11 protein-coding genes are annotated in these 24,137 nt (G+C 69.0%); 7 read left to right on the top strand and 4 right to left on the bottom strand.

Annotated features, from left to right (window positions below; translation table 11 throughout):
• Window positions 1-174 precede the first annotated feature (174 nt).
• Both NBY69_RS09495 and NBY69_RS09490 read left to right on the top strand, forming a co-directional pair.
• Entirely contained in the window at window positions 175-13,671 is a 13,497-nt protein-coding gene (locus NBY69_RS09495) for an EndoU domain-containing protein (protein ID WP_250299824.1), read from the top strand.
• Between the two features lie 80 nt (window positions 13,672-13,751).
• On the top strand, window positions 13,752-15,419 hold the full coding sequence (locus tag NBY69_RS09490; protein ID WP_250299823.1) for a hypothetical protein: 1,668 nt from the start codon (window positions 13,752-13,754) through the stop codon (window positions 15,417-15,419).
• Between the two features lie 4 nt (window positions 15,420-15,423).
• Here the strand turns inward: NBY69_RS09490 and NBY69_RS09485 are convergent, their stop codons facing one another.
• Window positions 15,424-15,834, bottom strand: a complete 411-nt coding sequence (locus NBY69_RS09485) for an ATP-binding protein (RefSeq protein ID WP_250299821.1) — start codon at window positions 15,832-15,834, stop codon at window positions 15,424-15,426.
• A 312-nt stretch (window positions 15,835-16,146) separates the two neighbouring features.
• On the opposite strand from NBY69_RS09485, the gene NBY69_RS09480 reads away from it, so the two are divergent.
• From NBY69_RS09480 to NBY69_RS09465, 3 genes are all read left to right on the top strand, one after another.
• Window positions 16,147-16,998 carry a helix-turn-helix transcriptional regulator gene (locus NBY69_RS09480; protein WP_250299819.1) on the top strand — a complete coding sequence of 284 codons (852 nt, stop codon included), beginning with the start codon at window positions 16,147-16,149 and terminating at the stop codon, window positions 16,996-16,998.
• Between the two features lie 14 nt (window positions 16,999-17,012).
• Window positions 17,013-17,204 (top strand): hypothetical protein, encoded by a 192-nt coding sequence (locus NBY69_RS09475; RefSeq protein WP_250299817.1) that lies wholly within the window; start codon window positions 17,013-17,015, stop codon window positions 17,202-17,204.
• A gap of 566 nt (window positions 17,205-17,770) precedes the next feature.
• Complete coding sequence (locus tag NBY69_RS09465; RefSeq protein ID WP_250299815.1) at window positions 17,771-17,962, top strand: hypothetical protein; 192 nt, start codon at window positions 17,771-17,773, stop codon at window positions 17,960-17,962.
• Between the two features lie 26 nt (window positions 17,963-17,988).
• On the opposite strand, the gene NBY69_RS09460 is transcribed toward NBY69_RS09465, so the two are convergent.
• The 3 genes from NBY69_RS09460 to NBY69_RS09450 all read right to left on the bottom strand — a co-directional run bounded on the left by NBY69_RS09460 (window position 17,989) and on the right by NBY69_RS09450 (window position 20,597).
• Window positions 17,989-18,717 carry a tyrosine-protein phosphatase gene (locus tag NBY69_RS09460; RefSeq protein WP_250299814.1) on the bottom strand — a complete coding sequence of 243 codons (729 nt, stop codon included), beginning with the start codon at window positions 18,715-18,717 and terminating at the stop codon, window positions 17,989-17,991.
• Window positions 18,718-18,834: 117 nt separating this feature from the next.
• Complete coding sequence (locus tag NBY69_RS09455) at window positions 18,835-20,373, bottom strand: sodium:solute symporter (RefSeq protein ID WP_250299813.1); 1,539 nt, start codon at window positions 20,371-20,373, stop codon at window positions 18,835-18,837.
• On the bottom strand, window positions 20,370-20,597 hold the full coding sequence (locus NBY69_RS09450; RefSeq protein ID WP_250299812.1) for a DUF3311 domain-containing protein: 228 nt from the start codon (window positions 20,595-20,597) through the stop codon (window positions 20,370-20,372). The genes NBY69_RS09455 and NBY69_RS09450 overlap by 4 nt, the downstream gene beginning before the upstream one ends.
• 476 nt (window positions 20,598-21,073) lie before the next feature.
• Between NBY69_RS09450 and NBY69_RS09445 the strand changes: the two genes are divergently transcribed.
• A complete protein-coding gene (locus tag NBY69_RS09445; RefSeq protein WP_250299811.1) occupies window positions 21,074-21,916 on the top strand; it encodes a heparin lyase I family protein in 843 nt (280 codons plus the stop codon).
• A gap of 101 nt (window positions 21,917-22,017) precedes the next feature.
• A complete protein-coding gene (locus NBY69_RS09440) occupies window positions 22,018-24,039 on the top strand; it encodes a PQQ-binding-like beta-propeller repeat protein (protein WP_250299810.1) in 2,022 nt (673 codons plus the stop codon).
• Window positions 24,040-24,137: the final 98 nt, after the last annotated feature.

Here is a 24,137-nt window from a genome sequence, read left to right as displayed (position 1 = left end):
CTGACCTTCGACGGCGTCTACCAAGGCGTCCGCATCAAGGGCACCGCCGGCGCCACCGGCACCATCATCGACTTCGCCCCCCACCCCGACCAGAGAGGCCTGCAGCCGCCCACCCACCTCGAACCGCCGCCGCCCCGCGAGCTGTCCGACGAACCCGCGTTCAGCGAGACGTCGATGCGGTTCGTGCTGCGCGGTGACCCCTCGACGCTGACCGGGGTGCAGTACGCGCACAGCGAGGACCGGCGCGAGCTGGCCCAGACGGACCGCGGAATCCGCTTCGACAAGCTGTCGGACCCCGACTTCAACGGCGTGCGCCGGGCCGAAGTGTGGTTCCGGAACCCGCCGACGGGACCGGGAAGGGCGATCCTCAAGATCGGCCAGGGCGACTCGCCCGAGGTGATCACTCATGACGGTCTCGGCAGCCATCCGCGGACGCTGTTCCCGGAGGTGTGGACCCCCGGTGACCTGCGCGAGGCCGTACGGGACGCACACGACAACGCCCTGGCCAACGGCCTCTTCGAAGTGCTGCCCGACGGCGGCTACCTGTGGGAGGGCTCGGCGGGCGGTGTCCGGATGCAGGGCGTCGTGAAGGACGGCGAGCACCGCTGGTTCCGTCCGACGCGCTTCCAGCCGCACCCGGAGTGGGACGCGCACGACATCGCGGCGACCACCTCCGAGACCCCGATGACCTACGCCAGGGCGTCCGGCGGGCTCGCCGACTTCCGGGTTTCGCACGTGGTGTTCGCCAACGGCGACCGCGGGCTGAACCTCACCCGGATCGTCCATTACCCGAGGGGCATGGACCCGCTGGCCCTCGCCGAACTGCGCGAGAAGCTGTCCGACGTACAGGACCACATCGACGACACCTACAACTCCCCGGAAGAGGCCAACGAGAACGGCCGGCTGCCCAAGACCCGGTTCACCGTGGAGCTGCGCCCGACGAAGCGGCCCGGCCAGCGGGAGGACGGCGCGGACATCGGAGCGCTGTCCACGCAGAGCACCGAGGACGCGGCGGCCCAGCTGCTGGGCCTCGACGTGGATCCGGACGCGGGCCGCCAGGACCTCGTACGCCAGGTCCTCGAACACCGGCGCCCGGTACCGCAGTCCACCGACTCCTGGGACGCCCCGCACGAGCAGGGCGGGACACCGAACCCGCTGCTCACGTCGGACGTCGAGGCCGCGCTGCGCCGCAACACGCACGCCGGGCTCTTCGACGAACCCGGTGTACTGGAACTCCTGGCCGCCCGCCGGTCCCAGGACCACGCCCCGCACGTCACCAGGGAATCGACCGAAGCGGCACTGGCGGCCCTCACCGAGGACGATTTCGCGCCCGACTACACCCGCACGCCGGACGACCAGCTCCCGGACGGCTGGACCCCGGACCGGCTGCGACTCGCCGCACTGCGGGCCGCCCGCAGCAGCGCACCGCGTACCCCCGACCTCCACCAGCCGGGCACCCTCACCCTCGTCACCACGCCCGAACCGGGCATGCAGCTCACCACCCGCATCGACAGCACCTCGCTGCTCGTCCTCGGCGCCGAGATCGTCAGGCTGCCGCAGCCGACAGCCCCGGCCGGACACACCCAGGCCCCGGGCACGCACCCGAACGATCCGGTCACACCCGTCCCGCCCGTCACACCCGTCAGTCCGATCGGCTCGGTCACCCACGTCAATCCGGTCCATCTGGACGCTGTTTCACGGGCCTTGGGCCTGACCCCCGCGCAACTGCACACCGCCCTGCCCGTACTGCACCATGCCGCCACTCCGAGCGAAGCACTGCACGCCCTGGAGACGCTGGCGAAGCGGGTCGGCTCGGGACCGCAGGTGGGCAGGTTCGTCCGGCGGATGTCGGAACTCCAGGTTCCCGCAGCCGACTGGTGGGATCTGTCGAGCTACCTGACCGGCCGGGGCGAGAGCATGCTGCACGTGCTCGGCCCGTACACCCCGGAGGTCCAGCGGCGGATCGACGAGTGGCGGCTCAGCGATGTGACCCACACCGACGAGGCCACCAGAACCACCGCACACGAGCTGGGCGTGCATCCGCTCGCCCTCACCCGGATCGCCAGGGCCGTCCGGCTGCCCAGCCCTTCGGACGTCACCCGGCTCACTGTGGACGCCGACTTCTGGCAGCGCCCGGTTCCCCCCGAGGAGCTGGCGCTGGAGTATCTGGTCGGGCACCGCACGGAGATCGAGAACCTCCGCGCCGTGATCGACCGGGACCGGTTCGACGAGGTCGCCGACGACGTCCTCGGCCCGGAACGACACGACATGGGCGAGAGCGACCTCGACTACCACCGCTTCCTGTACTGGACCGGGGTGGCCCACGAGGGTCTGCGGCCCTTCAGCGCAATCGAGTTGGACTTCCTGGTCGGCAACTGGGCGCCGTACCGGGACACCGGGCCGCAGCCGCCGCCCGGCTTCGACCCCGCCCTCTACCGAAGGCATCTGGACGAGCTGGAGCACCGGCGGAACCTGGCCAAGTTCGCGGCCGTCGAAGCGGGCCGGGCCAGAGACCGGACGGCGCTCGACAGGGCGCGCGCCACCCTGAACCAGCTGCGCCCCTACGTCACGAGGCACCGCGCCGACCTGCGGCTGCGGCTCGCCCAGCTGTGGTCGCAGAACCCCATGACCCCGGCCACTCCGGGCGCACAGACGCCTCCCGCCACTCCGGGCGCACCGACGCCTCCCGCGCAACCGGCCGCACCGACGCACCCGGTCGCCGACGAGGACATCGTGATGGGCGAGGACGCCCCGGTGGACCCGGACGGGGACATCGTGATGACCCCGAGCCCGCGTCTGCTCCACCAGTCCCCGCCCAACGTCCCCCCGCAGAGCAACTCGCACGTCGACGGGACGACGGAGCCGCCCCTCATCGAGCCGAACTCCTCGCCGAGCACCCCGCTCCACACGCAGCAGACCGGCCCGCAGGAGCCCCCGGTTCCCACCCTCACGCCCGCCGCCAAGTACGCCGTCGTCGAACTTCCCCCGGCTCCCCTTCCCAAGCCGGTCATCGACGTCAAGTCGCTGGGCAAGGCCGAGATTCTCCCGCCCAGTGCCCGGAGCAGGGCAAGGGGCGGGGCCGCCGCGTCCGTCTGGGAGCGCGCCTTCGCCGTCGAGCGCACCGAGCTCAGCGACGGCAGTGTGCGCTCCGACATCACGGTCCGCGTCTATCTGGACGTGCAGCCGGGCGCCACCCCGAACCACGTCGCGAACGCCAAGGAGATGGCGGAGCGCGGCATCGACACGTACTACAACGCCCCGAACCACCGGCTGTCGAACGGTGATCTGCTGCGGGTGAAGATGGAGTTCGTCGACGATCCCGCACAGGCGCACCGCAAGGTGCGGCTGCACCCGGACCTGGACGGCAAGGGCCGCGACAACAGCGGCACCTGGTACGTCTCGGAGGGCGGAAAGAACGCGAAGGACAAGTCGTACGTCATCGCGCACGAGACCGGCCACCTCCTCGGCTTCCAGGACCAGTACCGCGAGGCCAAGGAGGGCCGTCCGCCCCGGCCGGTGCACGACGACCACTCGCTGATGTCCGGATACGGCATCGACGCATCGGGACTCATCCAGTTCGACATGGACCACCTGGCCTCCTCCGGTCAGCTCTCGCCGACGCTGCGGATCGTGCCGCGGGATCTGCTGCTGCTCTCCACGGCGGTCGACACCGCCTGGTCGCACGCCCCCGGCGTGGGCGCGGGCCCGCACGACAAGGCCAGGGCGCACATCCCGCTCGACGTACGGGAACAGGTGCTGCGCGGCAACGTCAGCACCGGAGCCACCGGCCTCCTCGCCCCGCGCGGCCCCTCCGGACGCTTCCGCCCCGAACCCACCGGACCGCGCAACCCCAACGGCACGTACCAGGCGGGCAAACGCCCCGACGGCACCGACCAGACGATGTTCCCGGACCACTGGAGCCCGGAAGAAGTCCTGCACGCCACCCGCCAGGTCTACCTCGACCACGTCAGGACCGGCAGTCTGACTGCGGACAGAAAACTCTCGGGCCGCCAGACCTTCGACGGTGTCTACCAGGGCGTACGCATCAAGGGCACCGCCGACACCACCGGCACCATCATCGACTTCGCGCCCCACCCCGACCAGAACGGTCTGCTGCCGCCCACCCACCTCGAACCGCCCCCGCTCCGCAAGCCCACCGACGATCCCGCGTTCGGGGACGTCGCACTGCGCTTCATGGCGTACGGCTCCGCCCACAGCCGGACCGGCGTGCACTACATGCTGCCCGGCAAGGTCGGGACGCGTGCGCGGGAGAGCCAGTCCATCCTGATCAGCGAGTTGTGGACCGCGCACCCGAACGGCACCCAGTGGGCCCAGGTCTGGTTCAAGGACCCCAACCTGCGGGGGCGGACGGCGCAGGCTGTCACCACCGGCGCCCCGGCACCTTCGGAATGGCGGTTCGGCGACCAGGAGAGCCGGCACGTGCTCGGCGCCGACGGCACGGCGAACAGCGGCCAGCTGCTCTTCCCGGACCGCTGGTCGGTGTCCGATCTCCGGAACGCGATCGTCGAGGCTCACCGCGGCGCGCGCAGCTCCGGTTCGTGGGTGGAGGTCCCGGAGGGCGGCTACTTCTGGGAGGGCATGCACGACGGCGTACGGATGCACGGACACGTCCGCGACGGCGAGCACCTGTGGGTCCGGCCCTCGTCGGACCAGCCTCCGCTCCCGCACAGCTCGCCCGAGATACTGGCGAGCACCGCCCCCCTGGAATTCAGTGCGCCCAAACCGGACGGCACGACGGCGCTGTTCAGCATCCGGCGGGTGATCCACCAGGACGGCACCCTCGGGATGCACGTCACCCGGATCCTGCCGCATCCGTCGCTGGACCCGGGTGTGCACAGCCGCCTCGTCGACGAGCAGCTGCCGAAGGTCAGTAAGCAGCTGGCCGCCGAATTCAACCGGCCCGACCCGAATGGACGCCGCGAGCTGGGCCTGATCACCTTCGATGTGAAGCTGTCGCCGACGGACGACCCGAAGATAAAAATCCCGCGCCGGTCCGAGCTGTTCCAGATCATGATGGACAACGCGGACACGGACACCCTGACGGACCTGATGACGGTCGACGCCACCGACCCTGTGCGCCTGGCAGACCTCCTGCGCGACATGGCCGACCACCTGCCGCCGGTATCGGAGCTGCCGACCGACTGGCAGGGCCCGCAGGGGCAACCGCACCATGAGCAGGACCGGGTCTGGACGTCGGACGTGGCGACTTCGGTCCGCCGCACCCGGGCCCGGCTCCTCGACGAGCCGGGCGTGAAGGGGCTGTTGGAGCAGCACCGGAGCCAGGAGTCGGCACCCGGCCCGCTCACGAACACGAGCACACATACGGGCGGGGCCGAGAACACAGCCGCAGGCACCGCCACCGCCACCGACCGCAGGAACGCGGCAGCCGAGAGCCTCGGACTGGCGCCTTCCGATCTCACCAGCATCGAGATGGCCCTGAAGGGCTCCGGTCCCCTGCGCCCGGCCCTCGACGCGCTCGACCAGTTGGCTGCCCGCCTGGAGGCCGGGCCCACGGGCCCCTTCGTCCGGCGGATGACGGAAATCGGTTCGCCGCTCTCCGAGTGGTGGTCCTTCTCGTCGTATCTGCACACCAAGAAGGGCCTGCTGTCCGACGTGGTCAGCATGGACCTGACCGGGGCCCGGAAGATGCTGAACGACTCGCGCAACCACCCGCCGGCGCCCACGTCGTACGAGACGGACATCCAGGCCTACGCGCTGGGCCTGCACCCGAATTATCTGACGCGGCTGGCCGACGCCGTCAAGGTGCGCCCGGAGGACGTCGCCAAGCTGGGCGAGGACAAGTCCTACTGGCAGCAGCCCCTTTCGCCCGAGACCCTGGGGCAGAACTACCGGGACCGCGAGCGCGAAAAGCAGGAGGACATCCGCACCGCCCGCGACCGCACCCGGTTCAACACCGTCGCCGACCAGCTGCTGGGCGCCGACCCGACCCGCGCGGAGGAGCGGTTCCGCTCCTTCACCCACTGGTCCGAGGCGGCGCGACACCTGGGCCTGAACGTCTTCACCGACCAGCGCCTGCGGGAACTGGCCGAGCACTGGCAGGTGGAAACGAACAGCGGCACCAACCCGGTGCCCGCGAACTTCGACCCGCGCAAGGACGGCAAGGTCCGGGCCGATCTGCTCCTTACGGAAGAACTCGCCAAGCGGTCAGGGGAACCGCTGCCCCCGAAACTGGTGAAGGACCTGGCCGACTTCGAGTGGTTCATCCAGTTCCAGCTGACGAATCTGGACGCGCGGTACAGCGGAGGCGTGACCCAGAACGCCACCCCGTCCGTGACACCCGCCACGGACCCGCACTCCACCCAATCGACCACCACTCAGTCAGCTTCCACTCAGTCAGCTTCCACTCAGTCGGCCTCCACTCAGTCGACCTCGAACCAGCCGCACAACTCGCCGAACCTCCCTCTCCACACGCCGCACGCCAGCCCGCACAAGGCCCCGGCATCCACGCCCACGCCCGCGCTCACGCCCACGCCCACCGCCGATCACCCCGTCACCGATGTCCCCACGGCCCCCATCGCCCCGACCCCCACCGCCCATTACTCCGTCGTCGAGATTCCCCCGCACCCCTCCGCCCCGGTCCCCCACCCCGCACCGGTCACCGACGTGCGTTCGCTGGGCACGGCCGAGGTTCTCCCGCCCAGTGACCTGACCAGGACGAAGGGCGGTGCCGCCGCATCCGTCTGGGAGCGCGCGTTCGCCGTCGAACGCACCGAACTCAGCGACGGCAGTGTGCGCTCCGGTATCACCGTCCGCATCCACCTGAACCTCCAGCCCGGTGCCACCGAGAACCACGTCGCGAACGCCAAGGCGATGGCGACGCTCGGCATCGACACGTACTTCAACGTCCCGAAGCACCGTCTCTCCAACGGTGATCTCCTGCACGTGAAGCTGGAGTTCGTCAACGATTCCGCACAGGCACACCGCACGGTGAAGCTGCACCCGGACCCGGACGGCACGGGCCGCGACGACAGCGGCGCCTGGTACGTCTCGGAGAGCGGGGCGGGCGGGAAGGACAAGTCACACGTCATCGCGCACGAGACCGGCCACCTCCTCGGCTTCCAGGACCAGTACCGCGAGGCCACGGAGGGCGAACCGCTCCGGCCGGTGCACGACGACCACTCGCTGATGTCCGGAAACTACATCGACGAGTCCGGGCTCCTGCAGTTCAGCATGGACCATCTGGCCACCGAGGGGGAGCTCTCACCGACGCTGCGGATCGTGCCGCGGGACCTGCTGCTCCTGTCCACGGCCGTCGACACCGCCTGGTCGCACGCCGACGGCGTGGGCGCGGGCCCGCACGACGGTGCCAGAGCACACATCCCACTCGACGTACGGGACCGCGTCCTGCGCGGCAGCGCCACCACCGGCACCCACGGCCTGCTCGCCCCGCGCGGCCCGGCCGGGAGGTTCCGCCCCGAACCCACCGGACCGCGCAACCCCAACGGCACCTACCAGGCGGGCAAACTGCCCGACGGCAGCGACCGGACCATGTTCCCCGACCACTGGAGCCTCGAAGAGGTCCTGCACGCGACCCGCCAGGTCTACCTCGACCACGTCAGGACCAACAGCCTGACCACCGTCCCCGACCGCTCCACACGCCAGACCTTCGACGGCGTCTACCAGGGCGTCCGCATCAAGGGCACCGCCGACACCACCGGCACCATCCTCGACTTCGCCCCCCACCCCGACCAGAGCGGGCTGCTGCCCCCCACCCACCTCGAACCGCCGTCGCCCCGCCGCCCCGACGCCGATCCCGCCTTCGGGGACGTCGTACTGCGCTACCTGACCTACGGCTCCACCGCCAACAGGACCGGCGTCCACTTCGCGCTGCCGGACAAGACCGGGACCTTCGCGCAGCGCAAGCACGGCGTCCACATCGAATCGCTGTGGCCCGCGCACCCGAACGGCACCCAGTGGGCCACGGTCCTGTTCAAGGACCCGAACCTGCGGGGGCTGACGGCAAAGGCTGCCGCCAACAACGCCCTACCGCCTCTCGAATGGCATCAGGGCGACCGGGAGAACGGGACCGTATTCAACCCCGACGGCATGACCGCCGCCGGTCAGCTTCTCTTCCCCCACCACTGGTCGCTGCCCACTCTCCGGGACGCGATAGCCGGAGCCCACCGCACCGCGCGCAACGCCGGTTCGTGGGTGGAGGTCCCGGAGGGCGGCTACCTCTGGGAGGGCGTGCACGACGGCGTACGCATGCACGGCCACGTCCGCGACGGCGAACACCTGTGGGCCCGGCCCTCGACGGACCAACCGCTGATCTCGGCCGTGTCTGCCAAGGTGCTCGCGGTCACCGATCCCGTACCTGTTCAGCTGCCCAAACCGGGTGGCGGGTCGCTGCCGTTCCACGTCCAGCGGGTGATCCACGAGGACGGCACCCTGGGGCTCCGCATCACCCGGGTCCTGGAACATCCCCCGCTGGCAGACGAGTTCCACGAATACCTGCGCGACGAGATGCTGCCGGACCTGCGTGAGCAGCTGGCCGACGACTTCAATCGGCTCTCCCCGTACAGACACCGCGAGCTGAACCTGGTCACCTTCGACATAGAACTGTCACCGACCGAAGATCCGGCGATGGAACTCGGGGACGACTCCGAGCTGGTCAAGATCGCGCAGAACAACGGGGACCTGAGCTCCCTCCTGTCGGACCTGATGCCGGTCGACTCCATCGACGAAGCGGGCATGGACGCCCTCCTGCAAAGCGTGCGAGGCATGCTGCCGCCGCTGTCGGAGCGGCCGGCCGACTGGCAGGGCCCGCAGGGGCAGCCGCAGCACGAGCAGAGCCCGGTCCTGAAATCGGTCTGGGAGTCGGACGTGACGACTTCCGTGCACCGCAACACCCCGGCCGGGCTGCTCGACGAGCCCGGCGTACGGGCGCTGTTGGCGCAGCACCGGGGCCAGGAACCCTCCAGCCCGCTCACGCGCACCGACACGGACACGGTCGTAAGCCCCCATCGCCTGGCGGCGGCGGCCGGGTTCCTCAAACTGCGGCCCTCCGACCTCACCAGCATCACGGCCGCCCTGCAGGGGTCCACCCCCCTCCACACGGCCATCGACTCACTCAACCAGCTGGCCGCCCGACTGGGCGTCGGGAAGTCCACGCGCCAGCTCGTGAAACAGATGACGGAAGTGGGTGTGCCGCTCTCCGAGTGGTCGCACTTCTCGTCGTATCTGCACACCAAGGGGCACACGCTGTCCAAGGTGGCCTCCATGGATCCGGCCAGGGCCAAGAAGCTGTACGCAGACTCGCGCGCCCAACCGATGCCGCGGGTTTCGGACGACATGCGGTTCTTCGCCTACACCCTGGACATGCACCCGAATTATCTGGAACGGCTGGCCGACGCCCTCCACCTGCACCCGTCAGATGTCCTCGATCTGGGCGAGTACGAGACCTTCCGGCAGCAGCCCCACACCCCTGAGGCCCTGGCGCGGAACTACGGGCTCGACAACCACCAGACGCTGGAGGATGCCCGCTTCGCCCGTAGCTACACACGGCTCAACGCGGTCGCCGACAAACTGCTGGGCAGCAACCCCGCCCTCGCGGACGCCAGGTTCCGCTCCTTCATGCACTGGTCCGACGTCGCGAGCGAGGGTCTGCACATCTTCACCGACCAGCGCCTGCAAGAGCTGGTGGAGCACTGGCGGGTGGAAACGAACGACGGGACCAACCAGGTGCCCGACGATTACGACCCGCGCGCGGAGCGGGAGCAGTATGCCGATCTGATGCACCTGGCCGACAAGTCGGCGCCGGTGCTGGACCCGGCCCGGGAGGAGGCCCTGGACACCTACGAGCAGCGCGTCCGGGACCGGCGGACGCAGTTGGATGCGCAGTACGTGGGAGGCCTGTCCCAGAACGCCGGCCTGCCCGTGACGCCGCCCACGGCCCCGCACCCGGCCCAGCAGTCCGCCGCCCCGCACCGGCCTCATCAGTCCCCGCCCACCGTCCTCTCGCAGAGCCCGGTAAACCCCCCGCAGACCCCCGTCACCCCGCAGCGACCCACCACCCGGGGCCGGTCGGCCTCCGCACCGCCGCCGCTCCCTGCCCCCGTGCATGCACCCGCTGTCCCGCATGCCCCCGACACCCCGCAGCCCCCCGTCACCCGGGGCCGGTCGGCCTCCGCACCACCGCCGCTCCTTGCCCCCCTGCCTGCCTCCGCCGTCCCACATGCCCCCGACACCCCGCAGCCCCCCGTCACCCGGGGCCGGTCGGCCTCCGCACCACCGCCGCCCCTTGCCCCCCTGCATGCCCCCGTCACCCACCGAGCCGAGATCCGCCGACCCTCCCCGGAGTTCCTGAACAGCGCGGGCTACACGGGACCCATCAGGCGTCGCCGGTTCAGCGCCGAGCGCACCGAGGTGCAGGGCGGTGTCGCCGAGACGAAGATCACCGTACGCATCCACCTGGACGTCAAGGACGGTGTCACCCCCGAACTCCTCCAGGCCACCAAGGCCTCGGCGAACAGCGGCCTCCAGAAGTACTACAACGACCCGGACCACCGACTGCCGAACGGCGATCTGCTGCGGGTGGCGGCCGAGTTCGTCGACACCCCCGAGCTGGCGCACCACACCATCGCGCTGCACCCCGACCCCGATGGCATGGGCCGGAGCAACGACGCGAACTGGTACCTCTCCGTGGAGAAGCTCACATCCGACCCGGTCATGCCGCCCCACGAGATCGGCCACCTCCTGGGCCTGCAGGACTACTACCGGGATCCCATGCAGGGACGAGCACACTGGCCGGTCTACGACGAGCACGCGCTGATGGGCGCCGCCTACACCGACCCGCTCTTCGGCCGGTCCGTGGTCGACCAGAACTTCCCGATCCCGGTGACGTCGTCGCCGTATCTGCGGATCATGCCCCGCGACCTCCTGGTGCTGGGCACCGCGATCGGAGCGGCGCTGCGGGACACGCCGCAGCCCACCGTCCGCATCCCGCTCGACGTGCGGGAACGGGTCCTGCGCGGCTACCCCCGCACCGGAACCGTCGGCCTGCTCGCCCCGCACGGCGCCGCCGACCGGCCCCGCCCGGTAGCCACCGGCGAGCGCAACCCGAACGGCACCTACCAGGCGGGCACCCACCCCGACGGCAGCGTGCGAACCGTCTTCCCGGACCACTGGACCCTCGAAGAGACGCTGTACGCCGTACGCCAGGTGTATCTGCACGAACAGGCCACCGGCGGTCTCGTACCCACCAAGCACACCCCCGGCATCGAGCCGGGGAACTACCACTTCACCGGCGAGTACCAGGGCGTACGGATCAAGGGCACCGTCGACGGCACGGGCACCGTCACCGACTTCGCTCCCCACCCCGACCAGGCCGGGCTCGACGCACCCCGCCACCTCGAAATTCCGGCGCGTCCAGAAATGCCTGACCATTGGCAATATCTCGCCCCCATGCCCGGGTCCCCCGCCGAACCGGCGCTCGGGGAGGGCGCGCTGCATTTCGTGACGTACGGCTCCACCCACCACAGGACCGGCGTCCACTACGCACTGCCCGGGACGGGCGGGACCGCAGCGCAGTTGGACCAGGGCGTCAACATCCAGCAGCTGTGGACCGCCCACCCGAACGGCACCCAGTGGGCCACCATCTGGTTCAAGGACCCGAACCTGCAGGGTCACACGGCACAGGCCGCCGCCAACAACGCCCCACCGCCCTTCGCATGGCAGCCCGGCGACCGTGAGAACGGGACCGTGCTCGGCTCCGACGGGATGGCAGCCGTCGGCCAACTGCTCTTCCCCTCCCACTGGTCGACGCACCAGCTCTGGGAGGCGATCGTCGTGGCCCACCGCAACGCGTTCGCCAACGGTTCGTGGGTGGAGGTCCCGGAGGGCGGCTACCTCTGGGAGGGCGTGTACAACGACGTACGCATGCACGGCCACGTCCGCGACGGCGAGCACCTGTGGATCCGGCCCTCGGCGGACCAACCCCCGCTCTGGCCACGCCTTTCCGAAGTGATCGCGGTCACCGCCCCCGTATCTGCCTCCGTGCACAAACCAGATCTCACCTGGGCAAATTTCAATATCCAGCGGGTGATCCACGGGGACGGCACCCTGGGGACGCGTATCACCCGGCTCCTGCGGCACCCACAGCTGAGCCCGGAGGAACACAGCCGACTGGTCGACCAGCAGCTGCCGGAGGTGCGTAAGCAACTGGCCGCCTCACTCAGCCAGCCCGACCCGTACCGGCGCCGCGAACTGAGCTGGGTCAGCTTCGACGTAGAACTCTCTCCGACGGGCCCGGAGACGGGGCTCCCGCCCCACTCCGAGGTGTACTCCATCATGAGGGGCGAATCGGACATGAGCACCCTGATGGATCTGCTGGCGGTCGACACCACCCGACCGTCGGGTCTGAGCAACGTCCTGCTCTACCTCGCCGACCGGCTGCCGCCGGTACCGCAGACACTGGCCGGGTGGCAGACCCCGCAAGGACAGCCGCACCACGAGCAGCACCCGGTCTGGCAGTCGGACGTAACGACCTCACTCCACCGCAACACCCTGGCCGGGGTGCTCGAAGAGCCGGGCGTAAAGGGATTGCTGGCCCAGCACAGAAGCCAGCAGCCGCCCGTCCCGCTCACGAACACGAACACGAACACGAACACGCATACAGGCGGGAACGAGAACGCGGGCACCGGCATCGGCACCGGCATCGGCACCGAGCGCGCAGCCGCGGCAGCCAAGGCCCTCGGGTTGCACCCCACCGCCCTCGGCAGCATCGAGGTCGCCCTGCAGGGCCACGCCCCTCTCCGCCCAGCCCTCGACGCACTCCATCAGCTGGCCGCCCGGCTGGAGGCCGGACCCACAAACGCGTTCGTCCGCCGGATGACGGAGCTCAATGCGCCGCTCTTCGACTGGTGGCACTTCTCGTCGCATCTGCGCACCAGGCAGCTCACCATGTCCCACGTGGTCGGCATGAATCTGGCCGAGGCCAAGAGGCTGTACAGCGACTCGCGCACCCAGCCGCTGCCGTACATTCAGCCCAGTACGGAAGTCCAGGCCAACGCGCTGGGCGTGCACCCGCGCTATCTGACACGGGTGGCGGACGCCCTCCATGTGCGCCCGGAAGACGTTGCCAACCTGGGCAGGGACAAGTCCTTCTGGCAGCGGCCCCTTTCGCCTGAGGCCATGGGGCACGACTACCTGGTCAGCGAGCGCGAGAGGCGGGAGGATGTCCGCCTCGCCCGCGAGCAGGATCGGTTCAACGCCCTCGCCGACGAGCTGCTGGGTAACGAACCCACCCTCGCGGAGAAGAGGTTCCACTCCTTCATGAATTGGTCCGGTGTGTCGCACCTGCCCCTGGACATCTTCACGGATCAGCGCCTGCGAGAGTTGGTGGGGCACTGGCACAGGAAGACGAACGGCGGCACCGATCAGGTGCCTGCGGGCTTCAATCTGCGCGCGGACGGAGTGGGACATGCCGATCTACTCCTCGCGGTGGAACTCGCCAGGATGTCGGGGCCGCTGCCCCCGAGGCTGGCGGAGGAACTGACCAGACGCGAGAAGCACATCAAGAGCCAACTGGAGATACTGGACGACGATTACGAGGGGGGCGTGTCCCAGGAGGACGGCCCACCCGTGACACTGTCCACGGAGATCTTCGCCGCACTGTCCGGCAACGACTGACACCCACGACCGGCGCACACGGGCGATGCACCCGGCTGACGCACACGAGCAGTACGAGAAGCAGGAGAGGCGAGGTGGCCATGGCACACACGGAACCCGAGTCGAACAGCGAGGTGTCCGCTGCTGCGGAGACGTCGGAAGAGGCGGCGCCGGGAGCGAGTACGGAGAACGAGAAGAAGGCTGGGGCCGAGGCAGCGAAGTCCACCACTACGGCTCCTGCGGCTCCCGCGGCTCCTGCGACCACCTCGGGATCCGGGGCAGGCGCCGCCAAGGTGACGGAATCCCGGAGTAGTTCACCGAAGGGCGTCGCCGCGACGCTCGCCGGTGGCGTGATCGGCGCGGAGGTTCCTGACGCCGCCCGCGCGACGGAGAGCAAGGCACCGACACTCGAATCGGCACCCGAGCCGATGGCGGCCGAGAAGCAGAAGGCCGAGAAGCCCGAGCCGACTCCGGAACCTGCTCCGGAAGCCGCTTCGGAAGCCGTTTCGGAAGCCGTTTCGGAACCGGCCGCCACCGAGCCGGAGACCACGGCCCCCCTCGCCGCCGAGCCAGTCGCAGCCACCGCGACCGCCACGGCGGCAGCCGCAACTCCCCGTGGGATAGCGGGACTCACCGCCGTCCTCGGCACCCTCACCCGGACCCGTACGCGTACCCGTACCGCCTCCGAGGCCGTCACCACCGTCGACGGTGCGGGCAACGGCCCCGAAGGCACCGGCGCGGCGGAAGAGAAGTCAGCACCCGGCAAGGTGTCCCGGCCGATGGTCGCCGCTGCCGCGATCGGGGGCGTGGTGCTGCTGTCCCTCCCGTTCGTCGTCGCCTCGTCGACCGGCGGGGACGGTCCCCAGCACAACAACAGGAACAACGCCGCCGGATACACGGACCCCGCCCCGGGTGCGGACGGCTACGTACCTCAGGCGGATGCCTCCAAGGCCCCGCTGGGCAAGGGCAGTTCGAAGGGATCCGGCACCACGGGGGGAACGGCGGGCGGCGTGAACGCCCCGCCCATCACCGAAGCCGCGTCGGCGGACAACGTCGGCGGCGGCGACCTGCCCGCCGATACCAAGGCGGGCGACAAGACCCCGAAGGGCAAGACGGGCGGCAAGACCACGTCGACCAAGACGGGTTCCGACTCCGGCTCGGACTCCGGCAAGCAGACCGACACGAAGACGAACTCCTCGACGGGCAACGGCAGCCCCGCGACGCCGAAGAAGGTGTCGTCCTCCCCGACCGTGCTCTTCTCGGCGGTCGGCGGCATGCACTGCTCCAGCAGTGCGGTCACCTACACCGAGCACGGGAAGTACACGGACGGTCAGGAGGGCTGGACGACGCACGACGGTTCGTACGCCTCAGGTGGCTGCGAGGGCTGGTACCGCTCGATTCCCATGTCGGGTGACTCCGACGACAGCAGCAACTGGGCCGTCTGGAACTTCCGGACCGGTGACGTGAAGTCCGGCAGCTGCAAGGTCAGCGTCTTCATTCCGAACGACAGCAACGTCGGACACGTCGGCGGCCAGCCCACGTACTACACCGTCCACGACGGCACGAGCACAGCAGGCTCCACCCAGCTCGGCCACTTCACGATCACCCAGGTGAGTCACCGTGGCCAGTGGATCGCAGCCCCCTCGTACAAGATCAACAGCGGCGTGCTGAGCGTCAAGATGCACGACCGTGGTGACGACTGGAGCTCGTCGTCACGGAAGAACGCCCACAACGCCGCCGCGCCGATCCGGGTGGAGTGCACCAAATAGGGCGCTAATCCGCCACGCAAGGCAGCACCACCCACATCCGGGTACCTCCCCCGGGCTCGTCCGCCGCCCCCGTCCCCCAGCTCCCGCCCTCGGCCCTGACCAGACGGGCCACCACCCGCAGCGCGCCCCGACGCCGGGCGTCGCAGACGGCGGCGAGCCGGGGATGGGGGTGCCGCGGATGCGCGTCGTAACTGACGATACGAACGGCGCCGTCCCGGTAGCGGAGCGACAGATGAACCTGCCCCTCCGGCGCGAACCGGCTTGCACACGCGGTGAGTTCACTCACCGCGAGAACAACGGAGTCGGCCACCGCCCCGAGCCGATGCGCCTCGAGCACGGCCCGCGCCGCCAGCCGCGCAACGGCGGCACTGCGCGGTGCGGCGGGCAGCGTGAGGCTGTACGCAAGGGCCGGCACCTCACCTTCGGGCGTGGGCGGCGCGGGACATGGCGTAACAGTGGTTGCGAACATGATCAGTCGGCTCCTTCGAACGCAGGGTTCGGCGCGGTCGGTGTCCTGTCTCCCTGACGCGGGGCCACCCCTCCCAGGGGAGGAGACTGCGGGCAGGCTCGCGCGATGCACTTCCAACTCGCCGTGTGTGAGCGGTGCGTTACCGACTGTAGAACATTCGGGAGTACATGTACTACGTTCTGCGAAACCGCCAGTGTGGACCGATCGCTCGCGCCCGGGGCAGACTGAGCCCGGTACCCGGTTCGAGAGCGAGGACTCATGCCGCCAAGGAGCACCCCCACCGCGCGCCAGAAGCGACTCGGTGCGGAGCTGCGCAAGATGCGCCTCGCGGCGGGCATGAGCACCGGATACGCTGCCGGTCTGCTCGACGTGCCCCGCACCAACATTCCGAATATGGAATCCGGCCGATCCGGGATCAGCGCCGCACGGGTACGCACCCTGGCGGGCAACTACGGCTGCCCCGACCAGGCGTTCATCGACGCTCTGGCCGCCATGGCGAGCGAGCGCGGCAAGGGCTGGTGGGACACGTACCGGGGACAACTCCCCTGCGCGTTACTGGACATCGCCGAGCTGGAGTGGCACGCGGTGGCCCTCCGTATCGCCGTGACCATCCACCTGCCCGGACTGCTCCAGACGGAGGCGTACGCCCGCGCGGTCTTCGGGCATGTCATTCCCCGACTGACGGATTCCGATCTCGACGCACGGTTGATGCACCGCATGGACCGCAGGCAGGTCCTGGAATGTCCGGACCCACCGACCGTCGACGTGATCATCCATGAAGCGGCCCTGCGGATCGAGTTCGGCGGCACGGCCACGATCCGTGCACAGCTGGCCCACATCCTGGAGCTGTCCGAGCGACAGCACATCGTGGTGCGTGTCATCCCGTTCAAGGAAGGCGGCTTCCCCGGCGCCGGGCAGTCCGTCGTCTACGCCTCGGCCTCCGTACCCGCGCTCGACGTGGTCGAACTCGACGCCACCCACGGGCCGGAATTCCTGGACACGGACATACAGCTCGCCAAGTACAGGGCCCAGCTCGACGCGTTGCAGACACGCGCACTGGCACCGGCGGAATCGCGCACATTCATCAGCAATCTCGCCCGACAACTCTAGGAGCCGGACAGAACATGCCCGAGATCAACTGGGAAAGCCCCTTCTGCGGCGAAGGCGCAAACTGCTTCCGACTCGGCACCGACGCCGACGGCAACGGCTACATAGCCGTCCGCGGCGACGAATCCCGCTACATCACCGACAGCGCGGAAGCCCTTCGCACCATGATCCGAGACATCAAGGCGGGCAAGGCGGATCACTTGCTGTAGACAGCAGATGAGGCGGCGCCCAGGGAATCTGATCAGGCGACTCGGACTAAGAAATCTTCGCGCATCACGGCTCGCCCCTATCCGGCCCCCAAGTGCCACCGGCGAGCTGAAACGGAAGGTGGCGGAGCGTCATCGCGGGGTTCGACCCTGATCGAAATGAGAGACGACCTGCCGGTTTCTCTCCACCACCGAGGAACGAATACTGCCGTTGCGGCGAGGAGCACGCCAACCACCACGAGGAGGCATGCGGCACGGACCTCCCCCCTCCCCGCGCCCTGAGCGCCCGGCACGCGCTGGCCGACTGGCGGAGCAGAAACGATCGCAACGACCTTACTGATGGGTAGCGACAATTCGGGATGCTCATAGTGGGACTTGCTGTGGGTTCCTTCCAGCCAACTGAACACGGTGTAACTCGACTCGGCACATGGCCCCGAATTCACCCACGCAGAAGCGCAGCTCACCAAGTACCGTGCCCGTCTGGACTGGATGAGCGCCAGAACGCTCAGCCCAGCCCATTCGCGCGACCGCATCCGCTCGATCGTCCGCGAACTCTGAGAGAGGCCACCATGACCGACATCACCTGGGAAGAACCCTTCTGCGCGGAAGGAAACAACTGCTTCCGAATCGGCACCGACGCACACGGCAACGGCTACGTAGCCGTTCGCGGCGACGAATCCCACTACATCACCGACAGCACAGAAGCCCTTCGCACCATGATCCGGGACATCAAGGCGGGCAAGGCGGATCACCTGCTGTAGTACACACGCGCAGCGGCAGCGCAGGTTCAGTCGGTCAGCAACCGCTCCCGCAGCCCCCCGATCAGCTCCTCGTCGACGCCCAGGTGCTTCGTCGCGTACGCGTGCACGCCCCCGTACTCGGCCGTCAGGTCCGCCAGGAACAGCCGGATGACCGTCTCGGGGGCCCTGCCGTAGCCGGGCCACCTCAGCGTGCGGGTCGGGTTGGACGCGTGCCAGTCGGCGATCAGCCGGTCCGTGGCGAGTTCGGTCAGGGCGAAGTCTGCGGCGATGTCGTCCTCGGACACTCCGACGAGCGAGAGAACGAGCGCGGCGATCAGGCCGGTACGGTCCTTGCCCGAGGCGCAGTGGAAGACCTGCGGGGCGTCCTGTGACGCGATGATCTCCAGGGCCTGCCGGATCTCCACCGCACCGTCGAGGGCGACCTCCGCGAAGCGGTCGGCGAGGTAGCGCCAGGGGTCGACGTCGGGATCGATCCCGGCCTGGTCGTACGGCCGGTGTTCGATGCTGAAGTTGAACCAGTCGAGCCCCGCGTCCTCGGGCGCCCGGCCTTTCGCCTCGATCTCCCACGGGTAGCGCAGGTCGATCACCGTACGCACACCGAGCTCCAGGAACCGGTCCCGATCTGCCCCCTGGAGCTTGGCCAGCGAATCGGAGCGGTAGAGGCGGCCCCAGCGCACCGTGCGGCCGTCGGCGGTGCGGTAGCCGCCCATGTCCCGGAAGTTGTGCAGGCGTTCGAAGTCTATGTGTCTGCTCACGGTCGACACCCTATGACCGCCAACGGCCCCCGCAGCCAACGGACTCCACGCTTCCCCGGCGGTGCGCCGCCGCCCTGACGTACGGGCTGCCGGCGCACCGCGAGGTGAGCACTGCCGTCAGCCGGTTGCCGGGTCGCCCGCCAGTCGGTCCGCGTCCGACGACGGGTCCGACGACGGGTCCGCCGAAGCGTTGGCCGCAGGGTCCGTCGCAGAGCTGCCGTCCGCCGCGCGGCCGGTGAGCAGCGAAACGACGGTGAGGACCGCGCAGTTGGCCACCAGGGCCACGAGGCCGGTGTTGAGGTCCTGTACGGGCCGGGGCAACCAGGGGGCGACATCGCCGAGGCCCGTCCCCGCGAGGGTGAACGCCACGACCACGGCGACGCCGACGGCCATTCCGGCCACCGCCCCGGGGACGGTGGCCCGACGCCGGTGTCCGAGGCTGAGGATCAGGGCCGGGAACAGCTGGGTGACCAGGCCGTAGCCCATCAGCAGCAGGGAGACGATGGTGCTTCCGCCGTTGAACGCGAAGAACAGCGCGACCAGCGCCAGCACCGGAACCAGTACCTTGGCCAGCCGCCGTACCTGGGCGTCCGAACTGGCGGGCCGGGCGACCCGGTAGACGTTCTTGGCGAGGGAGGTCGCCGACGTCATCAGCAGCAGGGATCCGGGCACCAGCGCGGTGAGCACACCGGCCCCGCCGATGACACCGACGAACCAGGGCGGGAACGCCTTCAGGCTGATCGTCAGCAGCGACAGGTCGCCGTTCTTGAGGCCCGGCACCACCAGGACGGCGGCGAATCCTACGAACAGGACGAACAACAGGACCAGTTGGTACAGCGGCAGGAAGATCGCGTTCCGGCGGAAGACCTGCTCGTTCCGCGCGCTGTAGGAGGCGGCGAAGCTGTGCGGCCACATGTAGAACCCGAGCGCCGACAGCACCACCGTGGAGACGAACCACGTGGGGCTCATCCCGGTGGAGTGCAGGGTGAGCAACCCGGGCTCGGCGGCGTCCACCGCGTGGAACATCGCGCCGACGCTGCCGAAGTAGTGCACCGGCAGGTAGATGCCGAGGACCACGACGACGGCGAGGATGAGCCCGTCCTTGAGGACGCTGGTCCACGCCGAACCGTGGATTCCGGAGACGGTCACGTACACGGCGAGCACGAGTGCGCCGATGACCACGGCCGCGTGCTGGCCGATGTGCCCGTAGGAGGCGACCGACACGATGACGCCGAGCCCCTGGAGCTGGAGTACGAGGTACGGGACCATCGCGATCACGCCGACCAGCGCGACGACCACCCCGAGGGCCGGGCTGCGGTACTTGGCCGCGAAGAAGTCCGGCTGCGACAGCAGTTGGTGCTGCTTCGCATAGGACCAGATCACCGGGAGCAGCCAGTACGAGATGACGTAGGCCAGCGACCCGTAGCACAGGATGTAGAAGGCGGGCCCGCCCTTGCCGTAGGCCCATCCGGAGGCGCCGAGAAAGGTGAAGGTCGTATAGATCTCCCCTGCCATGAGCAGGAAGACGAAGACCGATCCGAAGCCCCGGCCGCCGACCGACCACTGCTCCAGATCCATGCTCCTGCCCCGCCGGGAACGGATGCCCACGCAGAGTGCGAGCAGCACGAAGGCGAGGATGACGGCGAGCGCGATCACTGCTCGACCTCCTTCACTGAACCTCCGTCACGCTGAACCTCCTTGTTGCGCGGATCCAACCGGTAGATCACGGCGAGCGTCACGGAGGTCAGCACCACCCACAGCGACACCCAGAACAGCAGGAACGGCATGCCCAGGACGTACGGCGTGGTGCGGTTGGCGACGAAGACACCGCCCAACATGCCGACAAAGGGAACTGCGCCGAGCAGACCAAGACGTTTCACTGCGAACTCCTGGAACGGAATTGGAGGTGATCCCTCCTTGGGTCATGTCCAGGAACCGGGTGCGAAATGCCCCGTACGGGTCCGTAGGGCGAGGCTCGGGCGCCTGGAGCGTCGACCGTCAGGCCTTCGTTCGGCATCGCAATCCATCGAACGAAGGTTGCGGCACACCGAGGACGACGTCACTTCGAGGGCCGCAAGCCGCCCGGAGCTCGACATCGAGGGGGCTACGGGCCCACCCACCCTTGGATTCAACGAGTCTTGTCACCAGCCTTTCGCTTTCGTTCGTAATCATGTCAGCATGAACGAAGCACGAACGCCGCGATACGGCTTCGAGTGATGTCGCATCACCGTTGGGCGTGACAACTCCGTCATGCAGCCGCGCCGAGCGTCCGCCGACCGAGCACCGCACGAGGCGGGGGCCATCGGGGCCTCCCAGCCCGGCTTCACCTGCAAATCCCACGATGTCGAGGGGCGAAATGACCAAGCTTCGCAAGGTATCGACCGCGCTCGGAGCAGGAGCCCTGCTGGTTCCGTTCCTGCTGTCCCAAGCCCATGGAGCCGATGCGGAAAGGACCTCGCCCGTCAGGTCGGTGGCCGCACAGAGCGCCAAGGAAGTCCTGCACGTGGATTACGAGAGCGGCACCCTGGACTCGGGAGTGAAAGGCCTGACCACCACGCACGCCACAGCACCGGACGCTTCCGGCGTCGTGCGGCCGGGAAACGGGAGTGCGTACGCGGTCCAGCACAAGGTGACGCTCGGCGATCCGGGATACGAGTCCAACGGCGCACCGCGCAGCGAGACCGCGACGGACCTGCTGACCAACGGGCAGTTCGTCGTGGGTGACGTGCAGCGCTACGAGTTCAGCGTGCTGCTGAAGGACTGGCAGCCGTACAAGTCGGGCGACAGCGAGACGGGCGACATCGTCTTCCAGGGGAAGTACGCGGGCGGCAACGTCCCGGCGTTCTACCTGATGGCGAAGCGCAATGCGATGGCGTTCCGGTCCCCGCACCTGAACCGGCAGACGACGGTGGTGCCGGACTTCCGCCCCTACGTCAACAAGTGGATGAAGTTCCGCGTGGACGCGCGCTGGACCACTGACGAGACGGGGTACTTCAAGGTCTCCGTGCAGCTTCCGGGGCAGTCCGACTACACGTCGGCCGCCTCGTACGAGAACGTGCGCACCTACCAGCCGGAGAATCCGGCCGAACACGGCTATATCAAGTGGGGTCTTTACCGTCCCTCGGAAACGCTCGGGGACGGCGACGTACCCACGCGGATCGTTCAGCACGACGACATCCGCATTTTCGATCTGTCCTGACGCGCATCCGCACACCGAATAAGCGGACCGAAACCGCGGGCCGAAACCGCAGACCGAGTCCGCGGACCGAATCCACAGAGTCCCTACCACTAGGAGTACAGATGACCGACTATTCGACCGTGAGCAGGCGCCGAATGCTGCAGGCCGGTGGTGCGCTCGGGCTCGCGACGGCTGCCGGATCCCTCTTCGCCGACCGGGCGCAGGCCGCGTCCGGCCGGGCGCCCACGACCGTGGTGACCGATCTCGGGCCCGGTCTGGTCCAGTTCTCCCTGATGAGTGGACTGCTGGTCGGTGACACCGTCTATATAGGGGCCCGCAACGTGGAACCCGCCAGGGTGATCGGGTTCCATCTGCCGAGCCGGAAGGTGGTGTCGTACACCGAAGTCGGGGCAGGGCCCAAGCCGTCCATCCAGGCGCTCGCGGCGGACCCCACCGGCCAGTACCTCTATATCGGCGTCCTGCTGAAGGCCGACGAAGGCAAGCCGAATCTCTTCCGGTGGGACCTGAAGACGCCGGAAAAGCCTGCCGTGCCCATCGGCAGGACCGGGGACCGGGACATCCGCGATCTGGCAGTCGCCCCCGACGGCACGGTCTACGCCGTGGGCGGCGTCCCTGACAGGGCGCCCGTCCTGTGGGAGTACGACCCGGCCACCGGCACCGTCACCGACCTGGGTGCCCCCGACCCGAAGGCCACCCTGGCCAGGGCGGTCGCCGCCACGGACACCACCGTCTTCTTCGGGGCGGGCAGCATCCTCTCCGGCGGGGGCGGCGCGAGCAGGGCATCGCTGTTCGCCTTCGACCGGCAGAAGCGCACCTTCACCTCGATCGTGCCCAAGGAGATGGAGAAGGACCCCAGCCTGCGGGAACTCGCCGTCATGGACGGGCACTTGGTCGTCGGCACCTCGGGTGGAGTCGATCCCTCGAAGCTCGCGCTGATGGACCTGAACGACCTCTCCTCGTACACCGTGGTACCCACCCAGGCGCAAACCATCAAGGCGTTCACCGCCGACGAGGACCGGATCTACTTCGCCTCCGAGGCGGGGGTGCAGGCCTACTCGAAGGCGGACAGGACGGTTTCCCCCGTCGAGTTCGACGGACCGGACCTCGGTGAGATCTGGGGCGTGGACCACACCGACGGGAAGCTGGCGGTCGTCTCGGGCTACGGTTTCGTCGCCGAGATCGACCTGGCGGCCCGTACGTCGGTGGTCACCGACCTGAAGGAGGCGGGCGCGCCCGCCAGTCCGCAGGCAGGCATGGGGATCGCCGCCGGCCGCGGGTACGTCTACGTCGGCGGCAACAGCTCCATCTCCCGGCGCAATCTGCGGACCGGCGAGGTGGTCAACCTGCAGGCACCGGGCGAGGCCAAGGACGCCGAGGTGATCGAGGGACGCCTGTACACAGGTCAGTACGACGCGCTGGGCATCTATCGGTACGACCCCGCCAAGCGGCAGCAGCCGCAGCAGGCCGCGCACTTCCCCAGTGAGCAGAACCGGCCGTTGGACACCTCGTGGGACCCGGAGAACGAGCTGTTCCTCGTCGGCGTGCAGTCCGACACCGAGGGCGGCGGCGCCCTGTGGACGTACTCCCCGAGGACCGGGAAGTCGGCCTCCTACGTCAACCCCATCGACGACGTCCAGATGGTGCGGGCAGTGGTCAACCGGCAGGGCGTCGCCTACCTGGGCGGCGACAACGACGCCAAGGAGGGGTCGCGCGCCACCGTCGTCGCTGTCGATCCGGTCACCGGACGGGAGAAGTGGCGCGTCGAAACGCAGCAGACCGCGGGGGTGGCGGCGCTGGCGGTGCAGGGCCGGAACCTCTACGGACTCACCACGAAGGGCGCGTCGTTCGTCATCGACGTACGGACCCGCAAGGTGGTGCACACCGCTGATGTGAGCAGTGTCTGCAAGGGATTCGGCGCCATGGTCGTCAACCGCGGTGTGGTCTACGGCGTCTCGGACACCACGCTCTTCCGTTTCCACCCGAAGACGTTCGCCGTCAGCACGGTCGTCGCCGGCATCAACGGCGTCTGGTACAGCGGCCCGCACGTCAACGTGGACCGGGGCATGCTCTACACGCTCCGCGGCAACAATCTCGTCGAGGTCGACGACAGGCCGTCGTACTGAACAGCCGCCTGAACAGCCGCCTGAACAGTCGCCGTGAACGGCGGCCCTGAACGCCGTTCATGAAAACTGTCGTTCGAAGCCGATGTTTACCTTTGATT

Source organism: Streptomyces sp. A 4/2, from assembly GCF_940670765.1.
Classification (GTDB): Bacteria; Actinomycetota; Actinomycetes; order Streptomycetales; family Streptomycetaceae; genus Streptomyces.
This window is presented reverse-complemented; position numbering and strand designations above follow the sequence as displayed.